Source organism: Saccharothrix sp. AJ9571, assembly GCF_021725495.1.
Classification (GTDB): Bacteria; Actinomycetota; Actinomycetes; order Mycobacteriales; family Pseudonocardiaceae; genus Amycolatopsis; species Amycolatopsis magusensis.
Genome location: NZ_CP091382.1, coordinates 8,755,880 through 8,771,937 on the forward strand (window position 1 = coordinate 8,755,880; position 16,058 = coordinate 8,771,937).

Below are 16,058 nucleotides of genomic sequence, written 5' to 3' on the forward strand. Positions count from 1 at the left end.
TCGGACCGCTGAGTCAGGCAGTCCGATGTGGACGGAGCACGGGCAGCACGATGTCGTCGACCACGTGGCGGATGAACGCCTTGTCCACCGGGTCGCCGAGCATCAGGGTGCGGAAGAAGACCAGTGCCGGGCCCAGGTACCAGATCGTGTCCAGTGAGGCGTCCTCGTCGAACTCGCCGCGGCGGCGGCCCCGTTCGAAGACCAGCGTCATCATCTCCCGGCGGGCGGCGATGAACCCGGTGCGCATGGCCTCGGCGAGCTCGGGGCTGCGCCGGAGTTCGCCGATCAGCCCGATCATCACGTCACCGAGCCGGTCGAGTTCGAGCATCAGCCCGTCGAGCACGGCCACCAGGTCGTCACGCAGCGAGCCGGTGTCCGGCGGGTCCGGGATGTGCTCGACCGCCTGGGTGAAGGCCGCCACCACCAGCGCCGCCTTGTTCGGCCAGCGCCGGTAGACGGTGGCCTTGCTGGCTCGCGCGCGGGCGACCACGGCGTCGATGGTCAGCCGGTCGTAGCCGGTCTCGCGCAGGACGTCGAGGGTCGCGGCCAGCAGCTCGTCCTGCCGAGCCTGCCCGCCCCGCAGCCGGGCCGTGGACATGGCGGGAATGCTACGTGACACGAACGGTACGGTACCGTACCGTACTCTTCACGAGCTGGATCCAGCGAAAGGCAAGGTGCTCGCCATGTCGGCCTTTTCCCCGCACAACGTCGATTTCGACGCGGTCTACCAGGGCAAACCCGTCGCCGAGGGCGCCGGGGTGGCGTTCGACCTGGCCCCATGGGACATCGGCGAGCCCCAGCCCGCGGTGGTCGGACTGGAGCGTGACGGCCAGTTCCACGGCGAGGTCCTGGATGTCGGCTGCGGCCTCGGCGAGAACGCGGCGTTCCTCGCGGCCCGCGGCCACCGGGTCACCGGCGTCGACGGTTCGGCGACCGGTCTGGAGGAAGCCGCCCGGCGAGCCCGCGCACGCGGCGCCGAGGTCGCGTTCGTGCGTTCCGACGCGACCTCGCTCACCGAACTCGGCGACCGGCGGTTCGACTCCGTACTGGACAGCGCGCTGTACCACTGCCTCGACGACGACCAGCGGCAGCGCTACGCGGCCGCCCTGCACCGGGTCACCGTGCCGGGCGGGCAGCTCAACCTGCTGTGCTTCGCCGACCTCGACGAAGGCGTGCGGTTCCCGATGGCCGTCGGCCAGGACAACCTGCACGCCAACCTGGGCACGCACTGGGACATCGCGGACATCCGGCGGGAGTCCTACACGACTTCACTGACCGTGGACGCGTTCGCCCGCCTCGGCACGCAGACCATGGCCGACCTCGGCTTCGGCATCGACGCGGGCCGGGCCCGGTGTGACGACCGGGGCCGGGTCCTCGGGCCTGTCTGGCAGGTGCGCGCGAAGCGGCGCGCGTAAGCCACCAGCTCTCCGGCACCAGTGACTGGGCGGGAAGGGTGTCGCCCGGCCACATGGCGGGCCCCGATGGTGCTGCTTACCGTTCGGGAGCGTCCATCCGCGCCCCGGAGGGTGAAATGAGAAAAGTCGTGTTCGGGCTCGTGCCGATCCTGGTGCTGGCCTCCTTGGTGCCGGTGGCCCACGCGCGCCCGTCGCCCCCGCGGTGCGCGGAACTGGCCGGCACGCCGATCCCCGCGTCGGTGCTCGGGTTGCCGACCACGGGCGGGAAGGTCACCTCGGCGCAGCCGGTACCCGGGGGCGGCACGGGCGGGTACTGCCGGGTGGCGGCCGCGATCCGGCCGGTCGATCCGGCGGCCCCGGAGATCCGGTTCGAAGTGGGCCTGCCTGCCGGGTGGAACGGCAAGGCGCTGATGTTCGGCGGCGGCGGGTACGACGGCACGATCCCCGACATCGCGGGCGATGTGCCGTTCGCCCCCGCCGGCGGACCGGTGCCGCTGGCCCGCGGGTACGCCACGTTCGCCGGTGACTCCGGCCACCAGGCGGCGCCGGACTTCGTCCCGGCCAGGTCGCTCGACGGCTCGTTCGCCACCAACGACGAGGCGCTGCGCAACTTCGCCGGTGACGCCCTCAAGAAGACCCGTGACGCGGCCATGTTCGTCATCGCCCGGCACTACTCCGGGGCGCGGCCGGTGCACAGCTACATCGCCGGTGGTTCCAGCGGCGGCCGTGAGGCGCTGGCGGTCGCCCAGCGCTGGCCTCGCGACTTCGACGGCGTCATCTCGGCGTACCCGGCGTGGAACGCGGCGAGCCTGGACCTGTTCTTCGGCCACGAGGCGCGGGTGCTGTCCCGGCCGGGCGCGTTCCCCTCCCCCGCCAAGCAGGCGATGCTGTACCAGGCCGTGATCCAGGCGTGCGACGGCGACGACGGGTTGCGCGACGGGGTCATCTCCGACGAGGCGGGCTGCGACTTCGACCCCCGCGCGATCCGTTGCCCCGAGGGGGTCGACACCGGTGACACCTGCCTCTCGGACGCGCAGATCCAGGCCGTCGAGGCGCTGTCGTCACCGCTGAGGTGGGAACATCGGCTCGCCGGCGGGGAAACCGGGTACCCGGGCTTCCCGTTCCTGTCCGGCGCGGACATGACCACGGCACTGCTGGGGCTGGGCACCCACGCCCCCGCCCACCCGATGCCCAAGACCAGCGGGTACGGCGTCCAGTTCTGGGACCAGTGGGTCAGGTACTTCGTCACCCGGGACCCGGCGTACGACCCGCTCGCCCTCGATCCGGTCCGGCCGGGGCGGTGGCAGCGGCGCGTCAGCGAACTGTCGGCGCTGCAGGACGTCAACGACCCGGATCTGCGGCCGTTCGCCCGGGCCGGCGGGAAGTTGCTCCTGGTGCACGGCACCGCGGACGAACTGGTCAGCCATCGGTCCACACAGGACTACTTCGCCCGGGTGGAGCGGACGATGGGCCAGGGCCCGGTGCGGCGCTTCGCCCGGTTCTACCTCGTGCCGGGAGCCAACCACGTGAACGTGACCCCGGCGTTCGCGGCGGGCTGGGACTCGCTCACCGCGCTGGAGCGCTGGGTGGAGCACCACCAGGCGCCGGTGCGCCCGGTGGTCACCGACAAGAACGCCGCGCGGACCCGCCCCCTGTGCGAGTCGCCCGCCTGGCCGCGTTATCTCGGGGCCGGCGATCCGGCCTCCGCTCGCAGCTTCACCTGTACCCGCGTCAGCGTGGCTGCGCCCGGCTGATCCGCAGCAGGCGCAACGCGATCTGGATCTCCAGCAGCCGCGCGGGTTCGCGCCACGACTCGCCGAGCAGGCTGCTGATCCTGGCCAGGCGCTGCGCGACGGTGTTGACGTGCAAGCACAGATCCTGGGCGGTGTTGGTGACGCTCTGGCCCGTTCGGCAGAAGACGTCGAGGGTCTGCACGAGGTCGGTACCGCGGGCCTCGTCGTAGTCGAGCAGCGTGCCGAGTTCGGCGTGGATGAACGAGCCGATGTCCGCCTTGCCCGCGAACAGCATGCCCACCGAACCCAGTGCGGCCGCGTCGGTGGCCTCGCCGACCCGGTCCAGTGCCAGCAGGGCGTGCAGGCACCGCGCGGCTTCCCGGTGGGCGCCGGCGATGGCGGTGCCGCGGGCGGCCTGACCCGCGCCCGCGGTCACCGGCCGGGACCCCGCCCTGGAGAGCTCGCGCACCGCGTCGCGGGCCGCGCCTGCCGGGTCGGTGCCCGGCAGCAGCAGCACGATGTCGTCGTTGCGGCAGGTGACCAGTCCGGCGGACCGGCGGGCGAAGGCCGTCGCGGCGGCGTGCAGCCGGTTGCGGCGCTCGGCGGCGATGCGTGCGGCGACCACGACGTAGGGGCCGTCGAGATCCACCCCCAGCACCGACGCGCGGTGGCGCAGCAGATCCAGTTCGCGCGGCGCGGTGGTGAGCAGGTCTTCGAGCAGTTCCCCGCGGGTCTGGGCCTCGGCCTCGGCCATGCGCCGCCGCGTCACCACGACCAGCGACGCCACCAGCGCGGCCCCCTCCAGGGTGCGCCGGTCGAGGTCGCCGAGCCGCTGCGCGCCGGTCAGCACCAGCGCGCCCAGGTACTCCGACTCGGTGATCATCGGGACCGCGCACAGGTCCTCCCGCAGGATCGTGCGACCGGACTCCCGCGCCTGCGCGGCCACCGGCGCCAGCTCGGCCGCGGCTGGCTGCCGGTCGCCGCCCGCGGCGGTGACCACGGCGCCGTCTTCGTCCAGCAGCACCAGGTCGCCGCCGACCGAGTTCGCCACCGCCTCGACCACGTGGTCGACGCCCTTGCCGTGCAGCACGAGCCGGGTGAGCCGTTCGTGGACCTCGGCGGTGCGTTCCAGGTCGTGCACGTGGGAGCGGATGGTGCCGTTGGCGACGCGGAGGTCGTCCACCGCCGCCTGCGCCTGGCCCAGCAGCCGCGCGTTCTCGATCGCCACCGCGGCGTGCGCGCCCAGCATCGACAGCAGGGCGGTGTCGCGGGTGCCGAACGTGCGCGTGCTGCGGTGTGCCGCCAGCAACACCCCGATCACGCGCCGCTGCAGCTTCACCGGCACGCCGAGCAGCGAGCGCATCCCTTCCGCCGCAACGGTTCCGTCGATCTCGGGCGTGTGCGTGATCGTGGTGTCCTCGGCGTAGCAGAGCACGCTGTAGGGCGCACCGGTACGCGAAACCATGCCGCCGACCCCGGTCCCCCGCGGTAGGCGCAGCCCGCTGAGTAGCCCGGACACGTTGCCGGAGGCGGCCTTGATGTAGCTGTCACCGCGATCGGAGTCGCTCAGGCTGATGTAGGCGAGGTCGCAGTCGAGCAGCCGGCGGGCGCGGCCGGAGATCGCCTGCAGGATCGCGTCGAGGTCGTGCAGCGCGGCGAGGTCGTGCGCGGTGTCGTTGAGCAGCTGGAGTTCGGCCTCGTGCCGGCGGTGCCCGATGAGCACCTCGCGCAGCCGCAGCGCGCGGGCACGCTCCTCCTCCAGCTCGGCCAGGCGCTCCGCCGGCTCGGCACGGGCTCGCGCGGCGGCCAGCGGTGCGTCGAACTCCCCCACGTCGGCGGCGTCGAGCAGCAACTGGAGGAACGAGTCACCTGCCACCACGGTCAGTGTCCCTCCTCATCCGCGGACGCGATCGTGAAGGTTACGCCGGATGCCCGCGTCCAGTCTCCTGGCGACTTCCCCGGCCCGGCCCGGCGGCCACCCGAGAAGGCCGCGCCCCTGCCCCCGGCCACCCCGGCCGCCGGCCAGCAGCTCATCCAGCACCGGGAACCGATCGGTGGCCGTGGACAGGTGCGGCGCGACGCTGCGCAGGATCGACCGGGTCAGCTCCAGGCCGATGAAGTCGGCGTTCTCCATCGGCCCGACCGCCGCCAGCCGCAACCCGAACCCCGACCGCACCACCACGTCGATCGTGTCGGCGTCGCACACCCCCGTCTCCAGCAGGTGCAGCGCCTCGCGCACCATCGCGAACTGCAGCCGGTTGCCGATGAAGCCGGGCACGTCGTGGCGCAGACGCACGGTCGTCTTCCCCAGCGCGGTCAGCAATTCCTCCGCGGCCGTCACCCACCGCTCGCGGGTCCGCGCGCCCGGCGCTATCTCCACCAGCGGCACCAGGTAGGGCGGGTTCCACCAGTGCACGCCCACGAGCCGCTCCGGGTGCACCATCCCACCGGCGACCTCGGTGATGGACAGCACCGAGGTGTTCGACCAGATCGCGACGCCGGGGCCCGCGGCGGCTTCCACCTCCGCCAGTACCGCACGCTTGACCTCCATTCGCTCCGGAACCGCCTCGACCACGACATCCGCGCCTGCCACGACATCGGCCACGCTGTCCGCCACGGTGATCCGCGCTTCGATCGCGGCCCCGTCCGCCGAGCCGCACGCGGTCAGCGCCTGCGCCACGCGGGCGGGCAGGGACGCCACGGCCCGGGCATCGGGATCGTGCACGGCCACCCGGTGGCCGTGCCTGGCCAGTTCGACCGCTATCCCGTGCCCCATGAGCCCCGCTCCGACCATCCCGAATCGCGTCATCGATTCCCGTCTCCGATCCTCCGGCGGTGAGTTCGGGGAAACGGTAGGCAGCACCGCGGCGGTGGTCCATGTGGACGGTCCACACGGGTTCGCGCAAACCCTGTGGGCGCGGGGATTCCCGACCCGGACGTGGGCCGGCCACACAGGGCGCCGGGAAGAGTGGGGACGGCCGACGATGCCAAGGCGCCGGAACCCTTCCTAGAGTCGGGAAACCGCGTCAGCCATTTACGCGGAAACCCTCGACGTGGAGGAAACCAATGCCCGAAAACCGCTTGACCGCACTGGTCCGCGGCCCCGCCGCGGCACTCGTCGCCGTGCTGATCGCCACGGCCTCGGCCCTGTTCACCACGGTTCCCGCGGCCGCGGCCGCCCCGCACGACCCGGTGCTCCTCATCCCGGGCATGACCGCCCAGGCCTCGGCCATGGACCCGATGAAGGCCAACTTCGTCAAGGCGGGCTGGGCCGGTGACCGGGTGTTCACCTGGACCGACCGCAACAACATGAAGAACGACCTGACGCAGGCCGGCAAGGAACTCGGGCAGAAGGTCGACGCCGTGCTCAGCCAGACCGGCGCCGAGAAGGTGGTACTGGTGACCTGGTCGGCCTCCACCCTGGCCGCCCGTTCCTACCTCAAGCACGTGCCCGGCGCGCAGGACAAGGTGTCGCTGTACTTCTCCATGGCCGGCCCGCACCACGGCACCACCGCCGCCGCGCCCTGGTGCCAGAACCTCTACCCCTCGTGCAAGCAGTTCGCCATCGGCTCGCCCTGGCTGGCCGAGCTGAACCAGGGCACCGAAGTCCCCGGCTCACCCGCCGTCCGCTACACCACGATCCGGTCCACCTGCGACACCAACGTCAACCCCAGCACCTCGGCGGAACTGGCCGGCGCCGACAACCGGCAGGCACCGGCCTGCATCAGCCACTTCGCCTTCCCCAGTGACGCGGGCGTGTTCAACCTGATCAAGAACACCATCCTCGCCGCCGAGAACGGCGGCGGTACCACGCCGGGCACACCCCACACCGAAACCGCCACCGCCGTGGACCACTACCTCGCCGGGCACCTCACCACCGAGCAGTACACCACCCTCGGTGCCCGCCACGGCTACACCACGCCCTTCCCGCTCTACCAGTGCACGGCTTCCTGGTCCGACAAGCCGGACTGCTCCCCGATCTGACCGGCACGACACACCTCAGTCACCGGGCGCTACGACGCGGCGAACGCTGTCGCGCAGTAGCGCCCGGCGTCGTTCGTGGGCTTCGGCGGGTTCGCCGGCGGTGGCGGCGTAGACGTTGCTGACCGGAGACCAGGCCATCGACAGGGCGATGACCATGGCCATCAGGTCGAACGGATCACCGGCGCGGATCAGGCCCGCCGCCTGTGCCTCGGCGATGGACCGCAGTTTGCCTTCGTCGAGCCGGTCCGGGTCGTCGACGAGGTGCCCGGTGGGCTGGCGTTCCAGGCGGGCCCAGGTGGCGAGCCGGATGAGGTCGGGGCGGCGCAGGTACTCGTCGTAGAGGCGCACAGCCCAGTCCGCCAGGTCCGCGGCGTCGATGGGGACGACGTTGACGATCCGCTCCAGCGACCCGGCGAAGATCGCGTCGAACAGCCCTTCCTTGTTGCCGAAGTAGGCGTAGAGCTGGGCTTTGTTGGTCCGTGCCGCGGCGACGATCCGTTCGATGCGGGCTCCGGCGATGCCGTGTTCGGCGAACTCGCGGGTGGCGACGTCGAGGATGCGCTGCCGCGTGGCCTCGCCGCGAGCGGTCAACTGCTGGTCGGACATGCCGCCAGTCTACAGACAGAACAGTCGGTTTGCTTTATCGGTCTCCCTCGGGCTACGGTGGAATAGACCGAACAGTCTGTTTGAAGGAGTGTCATGAGAACCACCACCGGCTGGCAGGCCCACGGCTCGACGAGCACGCTGCACCGGGTGCCGGTCCCCCGGCGAGACCTCCGCCGCGACGACATCGCGGTGCGCGTGGACTACTGCGGCGTCTGCCACAGCGACCTGCACGCCCTGCGCGCACCCCGCGACGCCGACGCGCCGGCGCTCGTGCCGGGCCACGAATTCACCGGCGTGGTGACCGAAACCGGGCCGGACGTCACCCGGTTCCGCGTCGGCGACCCCGTCGCCGTCGGCAACATCGTCGACTCGTGCGGCGTGTGTGCCGCGTGCACGGCGGGCCAGGAGAACTTCTGCCGCGACTTCCCGACCCTGACCTACGGCGGCACCGATCGCCACGACGGATCCACGACGCTGGGCGCCTACTCCCGCGAGTACGTCCTCCGCGACGAGTTCGCCCACCACCTGCCCGCCGGACTCGACCCGGCCGCGGCGGCACCGCTGATGTGCGCCGGAATCACCGTGTGGGAACCATTGCGGGCGCTCGATGTGGGGCCGGGAACCCGCGTCGCGGTGAGCGGCCTGGGTGGACTGGGGCACCTCGCGGTCAAGTTCGCCGCGGCCCTCGGCGCCGAGGTCGCGGTCGTCAGCCGGTCAGCGGACCGCGCGGCCGAAGCGGCCCGGCTCGGTGCGCACGACGTCATCGTCTCCACCGACCCCAGCCGGATGGCGGCGGCCCGCGACCGGTTCGACGTCCTGATCGACACCATCCCCGTCCCCCACGACCTCGGCCCGTACCTCGGCCTGGTCGCCATGGACGGCACACTCAGCCACCTCGGTCACCTCGGCCCCATCACCGTCGAGACGACCGATCTGCTCATCGGGCGCAAGAAACTCAGCTCCGCGGGCAGCGGCGGGCGCCCCGCCACCGCCGCCATGCTCGAGTTCTGCGCCGCCCACGACCTCACCGCCGACATCGAACTCCTGCCGTCGGCCAAGGTGTCAACTGCGCTCGAACGCCTCGACCGCAACGACGTCCGCTACCGCTTCGTCCTCGACCTGTCCGATCTCTCCTGAGCACGGGGTCTCGGAGTTAGGTCCGGACCAGCCGCGTCGGGTGCTCACCGGGACCGTGCTCGGCTTCGGCGCCCGGGACGATCGGCGTGGGGCTCAGGTCCGAGGCGTCCTCGCCGGGTTCGAGCAGGGTGTCCGCCGGGCCCACGATGCGCGGGTCGGGAACGCCGACCACGCCGTCATCCCGGTCGTTGTAGGGAGTCCTGGCCAGCACGCTGCGCATGGCTTCGATCCGGGCGCGCTTCTTGTCGTTGGCCTTGACCACCGTCCAAGGCGCGTCTTCGGTGTCGGTGGCCCGGATCATGGTGACCTTCGCCTGGGTGTAGGCGTCCCAGCGGTCCAGGGACTCGATGTCATTGGCGCTCAGTTTCCACTGCCGCACCGGATCGACCTGGCGGATGAGGAACCGCGTGCGTTGTTCCGCCCGGGAAACCGAGAACCACAGCTTGATCAGCAGCACGCCGTCGTCCACCAGCAGCCGCTCGAAAACCGGCGCCTGGTTGAGAAACAGCTGGTACTGCTCCGGGGTGCAGTAGCCCATCACCCGCTCGACGCCCGCCCGGTTGTACCAGGACCGGTCGAACAACACGATCTCGCCTGCGGTGGGGAGGTGCTTCGCGTACCGCTGGAAGTACCACTCCCCCTGCTCGCGCTCGGACGGTTTGTCCAGCGCCACCACCCGCGCGCCACGGGGGTTGAGGTGCTCGGTGAACCGCTTGATGGTGCCGCCCTTGCCCGCCGCGTCCCGCCCTTCGAACAGGATCACCATGCGCTGCCCGGTTTCCTTGACCCAGTACTGCATCTTCAGCAGTTCGATCTGCAACGGGCGCTTGACCGCGTCGTATTCTTCGCGGGACATCAGGTGGTCCAGCGGGTAGTTCTCCCGCCAGGTGTCGACGGCGCGGCCGTCGGCGCGGCGGAGGACCGGCTCGTCTTCCTCCGTGCAGTCGACGTGAAGCTCTTCCTGCAACTCGGGGAACACCGACGCCACATCCACCTCATCAGCCACCATGGCAGGGACATACCCGACATACCGGCCAGTAAAACGCGGGCGGTCAAGGGGTCTTCGTGCCGGTCACCACGTGACTCGGGAACCACGGGCCGCCCCACCACACGCGCCAGCCGAGGTTGCGGCGTTCCGCCGTCACGATACCCAGTTCTCGCAACCAGGCGAGGTATTTCCGGGTGTGCCCGAGGTCGGCGATGGCGAGGCGGCCACCGGGGCGCAGGACGCGCACCGCTTCTTCGAGCGCCGCCCGGCGACCGGCGGCGGCCGGGATGTGGTGGATCGCGAAACTGCTGACGACGACGTCGAAACTGCCGTCGGCGAACGGCAACCCGGTCATGTCGCCGGTGTGCAACGCCACCCGCGCGGCGACGCCCTCCAGTTCGGCGTTGCGGCGCATGGCTTCCGGCGAATTGCCCGTCTGGTCGGGCCGCCACTTGTCGACGCCGGTCACGTGGCCCTCGGGGAGCAGTTCCGCCGCGGCGAGCAGGACCGCGCCACGGCCGCACCCCAGGTCGAGCAGTCGCTCGTCCCCGCGAAGCCCGAGGTCGGCGAGGATGCGCGCCCACACCTGGAACTTGCCCGCCCTCGTGGTGAAGGCGAACGAGGCAGCCGTGAACGCCAGCAGGAGGATGATCAAGCCGCCTCCGATGGCGGCCTCGGCGCGCCCGGTGACGACGTCGAACACGATGAACCCCAGCAGGACGGCGAACATCGCGACGATGAGCACCGCCTGGACCTTGGCCGGCACCAACCGGAAATCGCCGTCGAAGCCGTAGTCCCCACGACGCCGGCGCAGCTCGGCCTTGCCCATCACGACGCCCATCACGACCTCCGTGCCCGAGTCGAGTACCCGCACATCGTCCGCCAGGCACGCACCGTTGTGAAGGTGTTTCGCGTACCCGCCGGACCGGTGCCGCGTTCAGCCCAGCCTGAAAGGGATTACCAGCGAGCCGCCGACAGGTGAAGCTGCTGTGTGGAGAACGGATCGGACTAGGGGCGGGAAAAGCATGAAGAAATCACTGGCACTCGGCGCCGTCGCCGGAGCACTGCTGACCACGGCGATCACCGGCGCGGGAACGGCCGGCGCGGCACCGCTGCCCCGCACCTGCGCCTGGGAAACGTCCTGCCACTTGGGCATCGGCGCACCGGGCGGCTGGGTCAACATCAGCGTCGACGCCATCGCCGGGATCGACGAGACCTTCGGCTGGACGCTGTCCCCCTCCGCGGGCTGCTCGGGCTACGCGACGGTCAACGCGCCGCCGTCGAACCTGGGCTGCAACCTGAGCGACGGCCGGTCGTACTCGATCATCGCGTGGAGCCCCAACAACCACTACCACGCCTGGGATCTGAGCTGGAACTACTGAGCCGGTAGCCGGGGCGGCGCGGCAGCTTCAGGCCAGGAGCGGGCGGACGATCGTCCGCCCGCTCCATACTGCCCTCCATGCGTACCGGCCCGCGGCTGCTCACCGCCACCCTGATCGCCATCGGCTTCGCGGTGTCCGCGTGTGGTTCCGACGCGCCGGAGCCCGAACCGGAACTCATCCGCGAGTACTGGGCTTCGCCCGCGGTGGAAAACGACCGCCTGCCCGGCTATGGCGGCACACCCGGGGACCGCCAGGCGAACCTCGCGGCGCACTTCTCGCCGGAACAGCTGGTCAACCGGCTGCTGAGCGTGTTCGAGTGCACGGAAAAGACCGGCACCACGTCGCGGGGCGCGAAGGTGTTCGACACCTCCTGCGAACTCGACGCCGCGACCAAGCGAGCGGTGCGTGAGGCCGGTGGTGACCCCGAGAACCTCTCCGCGCGAGTGGTCCTGGTCAAGCATTCGGACGGCGCGCTGGAGCTTCGTACCCTGTTTCTCGCCGGTGGCAAGGTGATCGACGGCGAGACCTACTCCGGCCTCGAGGAGTTCCGTGCGGGCCACGACCTGAACTCGGACGACGTGCTCCTCGCGCCACGGAACCTGACCCAGCCGGACGGGAGCCAGGAACTCGTCACGGTCTACGCCCACACCCCGTGGGCAGGCTGGCCGTGGCTGTTCGGCGGTGGTGGCGTGCTGCTGCTCGCCCTCGTCCTCCTGCTCTTCCGCCGCCGGGTGCGGCGCTGAGTCGACAGGTCACGGCTTGCGGCCGAGGCCGCCGATGAGCAGTCGCTGGACGTCGAGCAGTTCGCCCGCGGCCGGGCCGTCCGGCCACCAGTCCGGCAGGACCGTCAAGCCGGGCCGCACGAACTCCAGGCCCTCGAACATCGCCGCGATCTCCGAGCGGGTGCGGAAGTAACCCGAGCCCATCGGCCCGCTGACCATGATCTCCTGCAGTCGTCCGGCCAGTGCGGACAGCGGGCCGCCGTCTTCGGGGTCGAAGAAGTGGGTGATCGCGACATAGCTGCCGGAGGGCAACCGGTCGATGTAGCGCTGCATGATCTCCACCGGCCCGAGGTCGTCGTGCACGTGGTGCAACGTGGAGACCTGCATCAGCCCGGCCGGCTTGCCGCGGTCGAAACCCGCCTCCGCCGCGGCCGCGAGGACCTCGTCCGGGTTGGTCAGATCGGCTTCGAGGAAGTAGGTCCGGTCACTGCCTTCGAGCAGCGCGCGCCCGTGCACGGCGACCAGCGGATCGTTGTCGACGTAGTAGACGTGCACGTCGCTGCTGACCCGTGAAGCGGCCTCGTGGGTGTTCTCGCGCCGGGCAGCCCGGCACCGCAGTCGACTATCTGCCCGAGCTTGATCGTGCCGGCCAGGAACCGGGTCACCCGGATCAGCCACTGCCGGTTGTCCCTGGCGATGGTCTCCAGTTCCGGTGCGGTGGCCAGCAACGCGCCTTGACCTCGCGGTCGATCTCGTAGTTGTCCTTGCCGTTGAGCATCGCGTCGTACACCCTGGCGATCGAGGCCCTGGTGGGATCGACACCCACCGGCACCCGCCGGGTCGCCTTCGGGAAGGTCTCCGACATGACGATCAGTCCTTCCGCCGACGCTCGCTCGGCGCCAACGTAGCAGTCCCCTCCTCCCACCATGATCATCGCGCCGCCCCGGCCCGGATTTTCGGCACGCACACCGTCGAGGTGCAGGACGTGCTCCGCCCGCGGCACCGAGTCCGGCCACCGCGACAGCGGGGTCGGATCGTCCACATCGGACAGAAAGTGGGCGAGGTTTTCGCGGACCGTACCGGTGACCACGTGTGGCGCGGGCGCCACTCTCCCGATCCCCGTGGTGCTTGCTGGAGACCACTTTCACGGGACGGGGTGGACGGGTGCGCTCAGCCGCGCAGGCGGGTGAGCCCTTCGTGCGCGAGCGCGACCCGGAAGTCCTGCCCGCTCGCGGTGGCCACGGCGAGCAGTTCGCGGTAGCAGTGCTCCGCCTGCCCGCGGTCGCCGCGCCGCTCGTGGACGCGCCCGAGCACTTCCAGCGCGCGGGCTTCCACGTCGGGGTTGGCGATTTCGCGCGCCAGCAGCAAAGCCGTGTCGGCCTGGTCGAAGGCGGCATCGGCTTCACCGGTGCGCAGGAAGCATTCCGCCAGCATCGACAGCGACCTGGCCTCGTCGCCCTTCGCGCCCATCTCCCGGCTCAGCTTCAGCGCGCGGGTCAGCGGTTCCCTGGCGCCGTCGGCGTCCCCGCCCAGCAGCGCGTTCCAGCCCACGTTGACCAGGCTCGACGTCTCCAGCCGGACGTTGCCGAGCCCGGCGTTGACCGCGAGCGCGCGCCGGTGGTGTTCGGCGGCCTCGGCGTACCGCTCGCGCCGGGTGAGCACGAGCCCGAGGTTGCCCAGGATCGCCGCCTGGTCCCTGGCGGTGCCGTCGCGGTGCAGCAGCGCGTGTGCCCGCCGCAGGTGCCGCTCGGCGCCCGGGTCGTCGCCCTGGCGCATGTGCACGATGCCGAGGTTGCCGTGCAGCCTGCCCTCGGTCAGCGGATCGGTGGTCAGCGCCAGGCCGCGCTCGAGTTCGGCGACGGCTTCGCCGAACCGGCCGAGAGCCATGGACACCACGCCGAGGTGCCGCAGCAGCGTGGCCTGTTCTTCGGCGTCGCCCCGGCTTTCGGCCGCGCTCAGACCGGTTTCGAACGCCTCGGCCGCCGCCGCGGCGTGGCCGTGACGCAGCAGGCAGGTTCCCAGAGTGACGGCCAGGACCACCGCGCGCGAGCCGGTCCCGGCGGCGGTGAGCACCGGGAGGAAGGCGCGGTGCTCGTCGTCGATCACCCGGCGCACGTCCTCGGCGGTGGCCAGCCGGGGCAGTTCGGGTACCTGGTCGAGACCGGGCTCCACCAGTTCGAGGCCGGGATCCAGCAACGCCTCACCAGCGCGCCCGAGCGCCAGGTAGAAGTGGCCGAGCCGCTCCCCGGCAGCCGTGCGCTCGGCCGGGTCCAGGCGTTCGGCGAGCTGGCCTGCGTAGTCACGCAACAGGTCGTGCAGGCGGTACCGGCGGTGCTCGCCCCTGGCCAGCAGACTGCTGTTGACCAGCCGTTCCAGCACCGGCTCGGTCTCCGCCACGGTCAGGTCGAACAACGCGGCGGCGGCGTGCACCCCGAGGTCCGGACCCGGATGCAGCCCCAGCAGGGCGAAAGCGCGGCGACCGGCCGGGGCCAGATCGTCGTAGGACACGGCGAAAGCCGCCTGCACGCTCACGTCGTCGACAGCCAACTCGGCGAGCCGCTGCCGGTGGGCGCGCAGCCGCTCCACGAGACCGGCGAGTTCATCCCGGGACGCGTCCCGCAGCCGCGCCGCGGCGATGCGCAGGGCGAGCGGCAACCGGCCGCAGAGTTCGGTGACGGCGGCGACGAGTTCGGCGTCGGCGGTGCGGTGTTCTTCACCGGCGACCCGGCGGAACAACGCTTCGGCCTCCGGCGCGGGCAGCACGTCCAGCTCCAGCCGGGTCGCACCCTCGAGCGCGGAGAGCTTGCTCCGGCTGGTCGCCATCACCCAGCTGCCACGTCCGCTGGGGATCAGCGGCCGGATCTGGGCGGCGTCGCGCACGTTGTCGAAGACCAGGAGCAGGCGCCGGTCCGCCACCTGCGACCGCCAGCGGCTCACCCGCAGCGGCCCCGGTTCCGGTATCTGGTCCGACGGCGTGCCCGTGGTGCGGAGCAGGATCTCCAGCGCGGTGTCCGGATCGAGCGGGCGCGCACCGGGGGTGTGGCCTTGCAGGTCGAGGAAGATGCGGCCGCCGGGGTAGTGCACCGCCACCGAATGCGCGGCACGCACGGCCAGGGTCGTCTTGCCGACCCCCGCCATCCCGGCCAGCACGGTGATCGACACCCCCGGCCCCCGCGTGCCGCTGTGCTTGGTCAATTCGGTGACTTCGTCGTCCCGTCCGGTGAAATCCGTGACGGCGTACGGCAGGGTCGATGGTCCGGACGCCACTTCGGACTCCGGGGCCGACGGTGTCGGCGGCACCTCGGCACGCAGGATCTGCTGGTGCAGTTCCCGCAGGGCCTCCCCGGGCTCCACGCCCAGTTCCTCGTCGAAGGTCTGGCGCGCCCGCTGGTAGGCGGTGAGCGCGTCGGCCTGCCGCCCGGAGCGGTAGAGCGCCAGCAGCAACCGGGTGTGCAGAGCCTCGCGAAGGGGGTGCTCGGCCACCAGTTCGTAAAGTTCCGGCACCACCGCGGCGGCTTCACCGAGATCGAGCCGGCAGTCCAGCAGCAGTTGCCGCGCGAGCAGCCGGTGCTCGTCGAGCCGGGCGGCAGCGGTGGTGAAAACGTGGCCCTCCAGCCCTTCCAGGGCCGGGCCGCGCCACAGGTCCAGCGCCGCCGTGAGCCGCGCGGCGGCCCCGTCGAGATCGGCGGCGGCGTGGAGCTCCCGCGCTTCGGTGAAGCCGTGGTCGAATTCGCGCGCGTCAACCAGGCAGTTCTCCAGCTCGATCCGGTAGCCCGCCGATTCGGTGACCAGCCGGGCCCGCGCCGGTCCGAGACCACGACGCAGCGCGGCGATCGCGTTGTGGACCTGGCGGCGCGCGGTGTCCGGCGGGTCGTCGCCCCACAGCGCGTCGACGACGGCCTCGCCGGTCACCGTCTCGCCGTCCCGCAGCACCAGCAGCGCGAGCAACCTGTCCTGCCGGGGACCACCGAGTTCGCAGCGCCGCCCGTCGATGAGCACCGAGACCGGACCGAGGATGCGGAATTCGACTGCGGGCTGGTGCTCCGTGCCGGGCATGCACCCATTATGCCGGTGGGTAACGAAAAACCACC

At 71.4% G+C, this 16,058-nt stretch carries 15 protein-coding genes; 6 read left to right on the plus strand and 9 right to left on the minus strand.

The window, feature by feature from the left end:
* Window positions 1–13: 13 nt before the first annotated feature.
* Complete coding sequence (locus tag L3Q67_RS39575) at window positions 14–598, minus strand: TetR/AcrR family transcriptional regulator (RefSeq protein ID WP_499186530.1); 585 nt, start codon at window positions 596–598, stop codon at window positions 14–16.
* Between the two features lie 85 nt (window positions 599–683).
* Here L3Q67_RS39575 and L3Q67_RS39580 point away from each other — a divergent pair, with 85 nt between their 5' ends.
* Both L3Q67_RS39580 and L3Q67_RS39585 read left to right on the plus strand, forming a co-directional pair.
* Complete coding sequence (locus L3Q67_RS39580) at window positions 684–1,415, plus strand: class I SAM-dependent methyltransferase (protein ID WP_499186531.1); 732 nt, start codon at window positions 684–686, stop codon at window positions 1,413–1,415.
* A 116-nt stretch (window positions 1,416–1,531) separates the two neighbouring features.
* Window positions 1,532–3,169 carry an alpha/beta hydrolase family protein gene (locus L3Q67_RS39585; protein WP_499186532.1) on the plus strand — a complete coding sequence of 546 codons (1,638 nt, stop codon included), beginning with the start codon at window positions 1,532–1,534 and terminating at the stop codon, window positions 3,167–3,169.
* Here L3Q67_RS39585 and L3Q67_RS39590 read toward each other — a convergent pair.
* Window positions 3,147–5,024, minus strand: a complete 1,878-nt coding sequence (locus L3Q67_RS39590) for a helix-turn-helix domain-containing protein (RefSeq protein WP_499186533.1) — start codon at window positions 5,022–5,024, stop codon at window positions 3,147–3,149. The two genes, L3Q67_RS39585 and L3Q67_RS39590, sit on opposite strands and share 23 nt — an antisense overlap.
* Window positions 5,025–5,042: 18 nt before the next feature.
* Entirely contained in the window at window positions 5,043–5,957 is a 915-nt protein-coding gene (locus tag L3Q67_RS39595) for a 3-hydroxyacyl-CoA dehydrogenase family protein (protein WP_499186534.1), read from the minus strand.
* Between the two features lie 257 nt (window positions 5,958–6,214).
* Here L3Q67_RS39595 and L3Q67_RS39600 point away from each other — a divergent pair, with 257 nt between their 5' ends.
* Window positions 6,215–7,132, plus strand: coding sequence for an esterase/lipase family protein (locus tag L3Q67_RS39600; RefSeq protein WP_499186535.1), 918 nt, complete (start codon window positions 6,215–6,217; stop codon window positions 7,130–7,132).
* A gap of 15 nt (window positions 7,133–7,147) precedes the next feature.
* On the opposite strand, the gene L3Q67_RS39605 is transcribed toward L3Q67_RS39600, so the two are convergent.
* Window positions 7,148–7,738, minus strand: coding sequence for a TetR/AcrR family transcriptional regulator (locus L3Q67_RS39605; protein ID WP_499186536.1), 591 nt, complete (start codon window positions 7,736–7,738; stop codon window positions 7,148–7,150).
* Between the two features lie 93 nt (window positions 7,739–7,831).
* On the opposite strand from L3Q67_RS39605, the gene L3Q67_RS39610 reads away from it, so the two are divergent.
* Window positions 7,832–8,875 carry an NAD(P)-dependent alcohol dehydrogenase gene (locus tag L3Q67_RS39610; RefSeq protein WP_499186537.1) on the plus strand — a complete coding sequence of 348 codons (1,044 nt, stop codon included), beginning with the start codon at window positions 7,832–7,834 and terminating at the stop codon, window positions 8,873–8,875.
* A 16-nt stretch (window positions 8,876–8,891) separates the two neighbouring features.
* On the opposite strand, the gene ppk2 is transcribed toward L3Q67_RS39610, so the two are convergent.
* Window positions 8,892–9,884 carry a polyphosphate kinase 2 family protein gene (ppk2, locus tag L3Q67_RS39615; protein WP_499186538.1) on the minus strand — a complete coding sequence of 331 codons (993 nt, stop codon included), beginning with the start codon at window positions 9,882–9,884 and terminating at the stop codon, window positions 8,892–8,894.
* A 43-nt stretch (window positions 9,885–9,927) separates the two neighbouring features.
* Entirely contained in the window at window positions 9,928–10,704 is a 777-nt protein-coding gene (locus L3Q67_RS39620; RefSeq protein WP_499186539.1) for a class I SAM-dependent methyltransferase, read from the minus strand.
* Window positions 10,705–10,888: 184 nt separating this feature from the next.
* Between L3Q67_RS39620 and L3Q67_RS39625 the strand changes: the two genes are divergently transcribed.
* On the plus strand, window positions 10,889–11,245 hold the full coding sequence (locus L3Q67_RS39625) for a hypothetical protein (RefSeq protein ID WP_499186540.1): 357 nt from the start codon (window positions 10,889–10,891) through the stop codon (window positions 11,243–11,245).
* Between the two features lie 77 nt (window positions 11,246–11,322).
* Entirely contained in the window at window positions 11,323–11,988 is a 666-nt protein-coding gene (locus L3Q67_RS39630) for a hypothetical protein (protein ID WP_499186541.1), read from the plus strand.
* A gap of 9 nt (window positions 11,989–11,997) precedes the next feature.
* Here L3Q67_RS39630 and L3Q67_RS39635 read toward each other — a convergent pair whose 3' ends face one another.
* From L3Q67_RS39635 to L3Q67_RS39645, 3 genes are all read right to left on the minus strand, one after another.
* Entirely contained in the window at window positions 11,998–12,522 is a 525-nt protein-coding gene (locus tag L3Q67_RS39635; protein ID WP_499186542.1) for an SAM-dependent methyltransferase, read from the minus strand.
* Between the two features lie 115 nt (window positions 12,523–12,637).
* Window positions 12,638–13,075, minus strand: coding sequence for an SAM-dependent methyltransferase (locus tag L3Q67_RS39640; protein ID WP_499186543.1), 438 nt, complete (start codon window positions 13,073–13,075; stop codon window positions 12,638–12,640).
* Window positions 13,076–13,137: 62 nt separating this feature from the next.
* Entirely contained in the window at window positions 13,138–16,023 is a 2,886-nt protein-coding gene (locus tag L3Q67_RS39645; RefSeq protein WP_499186544.1) for an AfsR/SARP family transcriptional regulator, read from the minus strand.
* Between the last annotated feature and the right edge of the window lie 35 nt (window positions 16,024–16,058).